Genomic DNA, 5,947 nt, shown 5'->3' with positions numbered 1-5,947 from the left:
CCCTCGTGTTGAGCAGCCCTGCTCGAGCGGGTACACTACTAACCGATTGTCGATACGGCAGGGCGTCCGCGCGGCCTGTCGCGAGCTGAAAGGAGCTCATTCATGGATCGCTCTGAGATTTTCGAGAAGGTCGCCGAGATTGCCAGCGACGTTTTGGGGATCAACGCCGACGAGGTCACCGAGACCACGTCCTTCGATGACCTCGATGCCGATTCCCTTGACCGTCTGCAGCTCGTAACGGCCATGGAGGACGAGTTCGACCTTGAGATCGAAGAGGACAAGCTGCTGAGCATCAACTCCGTTGCCGATGCTATCGAGGCTATCGAGTCCGCCCAGGAGGCTTAGTCGTTCGTGTCCATCGCCAAGAAAGCATCGCGCGCCGAGCAGATCTGCGGGTATTCCTTTAGCGACCGCAGCTTGCTCGAAAGCGCCCTCACACATCCCTCGGCCGTCGAGGGCCAGCCGGTTTCGGCATCCTACGAGCGTCTCGAGTTCCTGGGCGATTCCATTTTGGGCGCGGTGGTAGCGGAGTCGCTGTTCCGCACCTATCCGGGATTCGACGAGGGCAAGCTCACGCGCCTCAAGGTATCCCTGGTTTCGGGCATGACGCTTTCCGAGGTCGCGCTCGAGCGCGGCATCGACGAGTGCATCGTCTTCGGCGCTTCCGAAACGGGCACCGGCGCCCGCGGCCTGCATTCCGCGCTCGAGAACGTGTACGAGGCCCTGGTGGGCGCGCTGTATCTCGATGGCGGCTGGCAGGTCGCAGCCGATTTCATCGCGCGCACGCTCAAGCCCCATCTGGCCACCGAGCGTGCCGAGCATCCTTCCAATCCCAAGAGCTACCTGCAGGAGCGTGTGCAGGCAGACCATATGGAGGCCCCTTCGTACAAGCTGATCGGCGTCGATGGCCCCGCTCACGAGCCCACGTTCACGGCCGTCGCGTTCGTCGACGGCGTTCGCCGCGGGCGCGGCACGGGCTCCTCCAAGAAGGAGGCCGAGGCTGCAGCGGCCCTCGACGCGCTCAACCGCATGGGCTACACGCACAACGGCGTTATCCTAAAGAAAAAGCCCGGTAAATAAGCGAGGCCCCGTGTATCTCAAGTCTCTCACCCTCAAGGGGTTCAAATCGTTTGCCGACCGGGCTCATATGACGTTCGAGCCCGGTCTCACCGTGATCGTGGGTCCCAACGGGTCGGGAAAATCGAATATCTCCGACGCCATCCTCTGGGTCCTGGGCGAGCAGAGCGCCAAGCAGCTGCGCGGACAGGCTATGGAGGACGTCATCTTCTCGGGCTCCTCTGCGCGCAAGCCCGTGGGCGTGGCCGAGGTGACGCTCGTTTTGGACAACTGCGACCACATGCTGCCCGTCGACTTCAACGAGGTCGCCGTCACGCGTCGCATGTACCGATCGGGTGAGAGCGAGTACCTTATCAACAACAGCCCCTGCCGCCTTATGGATATCCAGGATATCCTGCATGATTCGGGCTTGGGCAAGGAGACGCATTCCATCATCTCGCAGGGCAAGCTCGACGCCATCCTGCAGAGTCGTCCGGAGGAGCGCCGCGCGCTCATCGAGGAGGCCGCGGGCATATCCAAGCATAAGCGCCGCAAGGAGCGCGCGCTGCGCAAGATCGCGTCCATGGATGAGCATCTGACCCGTGCACGCGATATCAACCGCGAGATCTCCCGCCAGCTTAAACCGCTCGAGCGCCAGGTCGATCGCGCGCGAAAGTACAAGGATCTTTCCACGCGCGCCCGCGAGCTTACGCAGATGCTCGCGGTAGACGAGCTTCGCCGCCTGCAGGCGCAGTGGCAGGATATCGAATCGGCTTCGCGCGAGGCCGCCGCCTCATTGGAGCTCGCCCGCTACCGCGTTGCCGAAAAGGAGCGCGAGCTCGAGAAGCTTCAGGTCATGCTTGAAGAAAAGGGCCTGTTCGTGGGCGACTTGGGCGAGCGCCGCCGCCATATGCAGGATGTGGTGGGCCGCATCGGCTCCGATATGCGCCTGCTCGAGGAGAAGGGCCGCAACATGGTCGCGCGCCTTTCCGAGATGCGCGGCACCCTTTCCGGTTCCGAGCACCAGCGCCGCCGCGTCGCCGCCGAGCTCGAGGACACCGAGCGCCAGCTCGACGAGGTGCGCGCCGCCGCCGATATCGCCCAGCGCGACGTCGACGATTTCCTGCCGGCGGCTGACGAGCTCCATGCGCGTCGCGTAGAGCTCGACGAGCGCATCTCCCGCCTCAACCGCGGGCAGCGAGACGCCCAGCGCGCCATCGATGAGGCCTCGCTGTCGCTGGTAAAGGTGAAGGAGTCGCTGTCCAACGCAGAGATCGAGGACTCCATGTACGCCTCTCGACTCGAGCAGATCGACTCCAACATCGAAAACGTCCAGGCTTCCCTCGAGAGCCGTCGTTCGCGCGCCGACGAAATCGAGGAGCTTCTGACCGATGCTCGTGCTCGTCGCGAGGAGGCCCGCGCCGGCATCGAGTGCGCACAGGCTGCGTTGCAGGGGCTGCGTGATCGCGAGCGCGAGGCGCGCCGCAAGCTCGATGAGGTCCGTTCCGAGCTCGCAAGCCTCGAAAAGCTCGATGAGAAGCTGTCCGATTCGTCCCCGCTGGTCTCGCGCATCGCCCAGCAGCGCTCGGGCGATATCGCGGCGCGTCTGGGCGACGTGATCGAAGCCCCCGTGGAGCTCGAGCCGCTCGTCGAGCGACTGCTCGCATCCGACATCGAGGCGTTCATCGTCGACGACGGGCGTTCGCTCCGAAGCATCTCGTCGTTCGCGATCGATGAGGCCAAGACCACGGGCGAGGCCGTGGTGCTCTCACGCGATCTTCGCGTCGCTCCTACGATGCCCGATGCCGCGGGCTACCGACTGGTGGAGCGCTTGTCCGTTCGCGATGGATTCGCCGGCGTCGTCGGAGCGCTGCTGGGCGGTTACTACGTCGTCGAGTCCATCGACGACGCCCTGTCGGCCCCCTCGCTCCCCGGCGTGACGTATGTGACCGCCGACGGCGCCCGCGTGCGCGATGGCGGCGTGGTCCGCATCGGATCGGGAGCCGTCCAGACGAGCGGCGCGCTCGAGCGCAAGCGCCGCATTCGCGAGCTCGAAGGCGTGGAGCCCGATCTTGCAACGGTGCTCGAACGAGCCTCCGCCCAGGTCGAGGAGGCGCTTAAAGCCGTTGAGGACGCGCGCGCGCTCGAGTCGGGCTGCGCGGGAGATATCGCGCGCCTCGATGGCGAGCGCAGCTCCGTTCTTTCCGAGGTGGGACGCCTCGAGCATTCGCTCACGCAGGCATTCGCCGAGCAGAAGCAGATCAAGCGCCGTCGCGAGGAGGCCGCCGAGGCCGTTCGCGCGGCGCAGCCGAAGGTGGACGAGCTGACCGAGAAGCGCGACGCCGCGCGCACGGAACTCGATGGCCTGGCCTCCCAGATCGCCGATGCGACCGACGAGCTGGACCGCGTTCGCCGCGACGATAGCGAGGCCGCCGGCAAGCTCGCCGATGCCAAGGTGAGGCTCGCGCAGTCCAAGGAGCGCCTGCGTAGCCTTTCGAGCAGGCAGCCCGAGCTCAAGCGCAGGCTCGAGGGCATCGACCGGCGCATCAATGCCACCGAGCAGGCGTCGCGGTCGCTCGAGGTCCTGCGCCTGCGCGTCGACCCGCTGCACAGCCGCTACGAGGCGCTCTCCGAACGCGCGATGGACTGGGCGGCGCGCCTGCGCGACCAGGCTTCCCTCGAGGAGGCCGATTCCGCTTCGCTCAAGAAGACCATCGAGGATGCCAAAGCCGAGGTCATGCGTGCCAAAGCCGAGGTCGAGGCTGCTAACGTGCAGGTGAACGACGCCCGCGTCGCCCGCGGAAAGCTCGAGGTCCAAGTCGAGAACGCCGTGCAGTCGATCACGGCCGACGGCCAGACGGTTTTAGAGGAGGCGCTGCAGCTGCCCGCGCCCACCGACCGTGCCGCGGCCGAGCGCGAACTCGCTTCCCTGGCGCGCCAGATCAACAACCTCGGTTCGGTGAACCAGGTGGCCTTCGAGGAGTACGAGCGCTTGAAGGAGCGCGCCGATTACGTCGAGACCCAGCTTGCCGACCTCGAGAGCGCCCGCAAGGCGCTCACGAAGATCACCTCGGCCATCGATCGGAAGATGCGTCGCCAGTTCCTCGTGACGTTCGAGAAAGTGGATGAGAACTTCCGCGAGGTCTTCTCCATGCTCTTCCCGGGTGGCCAGGCCCATCTCGAAATGACCGACCCCGAGCATCCCGCCGATACGGGAATCGAGGTCGTCGCGCAGCCGCGTGGCAAGCGCATCACCAAGATGATGCTCATGAGCGGTGGCGAGAAGAGCCTCACGGCGCTCGCGCTGCTCTTCGCCGTCTACCGCACGCGCACGGTTCCCTTCTATGTCCTCGATGAGGTCGAGGCGGCTCTGGATGACTCGAATCTATCGAAGCTCATCGGCGCCATCAACGTCTTGCGCGAGAGCACGCAGCTGTTGGTCGTCTCACATCAGCGCCGCACGATGGAGGAGGCCGACGTGCTATACGGAGTGTCCATGCAGGCCGACGGCGTGAGCCGTGTGGTCAGTCAGAAACTTGATCGCGAAACCGGAAAGGTCGTGAACGCATAATGGGATTCTTTGATGCTTTGTCGCGCGGACTGGAGCGCAGCCGCGAGGCCCTGAACGAGGTTTTCTACTTCGGCGGCGAGGTCGACGAAGACTTTTGGGAGACGCTTGAGGATACGCTGGTGATGGGGGACATGGGTGCCGAGATCGCCATGCAGGTCACCGATGACCTTCGCGATGAGGCCGCACGGAAGAACCTGCGCACCGCGCGCCAGCTCCGCCGTGCGCTCTCCGAACGCCTCTCCCAGGTATTCGTGCGCCCCGATGGCGATATCTTCCGCGATACGCCCAGCTGCGTGCTGTTCGTGGGAATCAACGGCGCGGGTAAGACCACCACGGTGGGCAAGATCGCCAGCGATATGGTCTATCGCGGCAAGAAGGTCGTCATCGGCAGCGCCGATACCTTCCGTGCCGCCGCCATCGAGCAGCTCGATGTGTGGGGCACCCGAGCCGGCGTTCCCGTGGTGAAGCGCGAGCGCGGCAGCGACCCCGCGAGCGTGTGCTACGACGTCCTCGATGAAGCCGACCGTCTTGGCAGCGATCTCGTGCTCATCGACACCGCCGGCCGCCTCCATACCTCTCCCGAGCTCATGCGCGAGCTCGCCAAGGTCGTCAAGGTGACGCGCAAGCGCGCAGAGCAGATGAAGAGCGGACCCATGGCCGTGCACGTGGTCCTCGTCATCGATGCCGCCACCGGGCAGAACGGCCTGAACCAGGCACTCGAGTTCAACGATGCCCTGGGCCTGGACGGCATCATCATGACCAAGCTCGACGGCACGGCGAAGGGCGGCATCGCCCTGGCGGTCGCCTCGCGTCTCAAGCTGCCCATCTATCGCGTGGGCGTGGGCGAGCAGGTGCGCGACCTGCAGGAGTTCGACCCGGATGACTTCGCCCGCGCGCTGGTGGGCGAGGAGTAGCCCGCGCGACCCGCGGGCCCGTGCGCGTTCCCGGCGCTCGCCCGCGCCCGATTCCATGCCGGATTCGCCTTGCGAGACCGCGGCGATACCGGCTCTATGCAGTATGTTCGACTCTCCAAGGGGATGACCAATGTTCAACAGCCTTTCCGACCGCCTGAACGACACCTTCGACCGCCTGCGCGGCAAGGGCAAGCTCACCGAGGCAGACATCACCTCGGCCATGCGCGATATCCGCATGGCGCTGCTCGAGGCCGACGTCAACTACAAGGTGGTCAAGGATTTCGTGGCCAAGACGAAGGAGCGCTGCCTCACCGCCGAGGTGCTCGAGTCGCTCTCCCCGGCACAAAACGTCGTGAAGATCGTCCTCGACGAGCTCATCGAGCTGCTCGGTGCCACCGAGAGCAAG

At 65.2% G+C, this 5,947-nt stretch carries 5 protein-coding genes; all 5 read left to right on the top strand.

Annotated features, from left to right (window positions below):
- The first annotated feature begins 102 nt into the window (after positions 1 to 102).
- Positions 103 to 345 (top strand): acyl carrier protein, encoded by a 243-nt coding sequence (locus I2E26_RS06205; RefSeq protein ID WP_147588365.1) that lies wholly within the window; start codon positions 103 to 105, stop codon positions 343 to 345.
- A 6-nt stretch (positions 346 to 351) separates the two neighbouring features.
- Positions 352 to 1,080, top strand: coding sequence for a ribonuclease III (rnc, locus tag I2E26_RS06200; RefSeq protein WP_195420035.1), 729 nt, complete (start codon positions 352 to 354; stop codon positions 1,078 to 1,080).
- Positions 1,081 to 1,090: 10 nt separating this feature from the next.
- On the top strand, positions 1,091 to 4,627 hold the full coding sequence (smc, locus tag I2E26_RS06195; protein ID WP_195420034.1) for a chromosome segregation protein SMC: 3,537 nt from the start codon (positions 1,091 to 1,093) through the stop codon (positions 4,625 to 4,627).
- On the top strand, positions 4,627 to 5,541 hold the full coding sequence (gene ftsY / locus I2E26_RS06190) for a signal recognition particle-docking protein FtsY (RefSeq protein WP_195420033.1): 915 nt from the start codon (positions 4,627 to 4,629) through the stop codon (positions 5,539 to 5,541). The genes smc and ftsY overlap by 1 nt, the downstream gene beginning before the upstream one ends.
- A gap of 130 nt (positions 5,542 to 5,671) precedes the next feature.
- Positions 5,672 to 5,947, top strand: a 276-nt coding sequence (locus tag I2E26_RS06185; RefSeq protein WP_195420032.1) for a signal recognition particle receptor subunit alpha, incomplete at its 3' end; no start/stop codon positions are given.

The sequence above is a fragment of the Collinsella sp. D33t1_170424_A12 genome (genome assembly GCF_015554865.1).
GTDB lineage: Bacteria > Actinomycetota > Coriobacteriia > Coriobacteriales > Coriobacteriaceae > Collinsella.
This window is presented reverse-complemented; position numbering and strand designations above follow the sequence as displayed.

Excerpts from the sequence above, each read along its gene's own strand:
- I2E26_RS06205 (WP_147588365.1), top strand. The coding sequence starts at position 103 with ATGGATCGCTCTGAGATTTTCGAGAAGGTCGCCGAGATTGCCAGCGAC.
- ftsY (WP_195420033.1), top strand. The coding sequence starts at position 4,627 with ATGGGATTCTTTGATGCTTTGTCGCGCGGACTGGAGCGCAGCCGCGAG.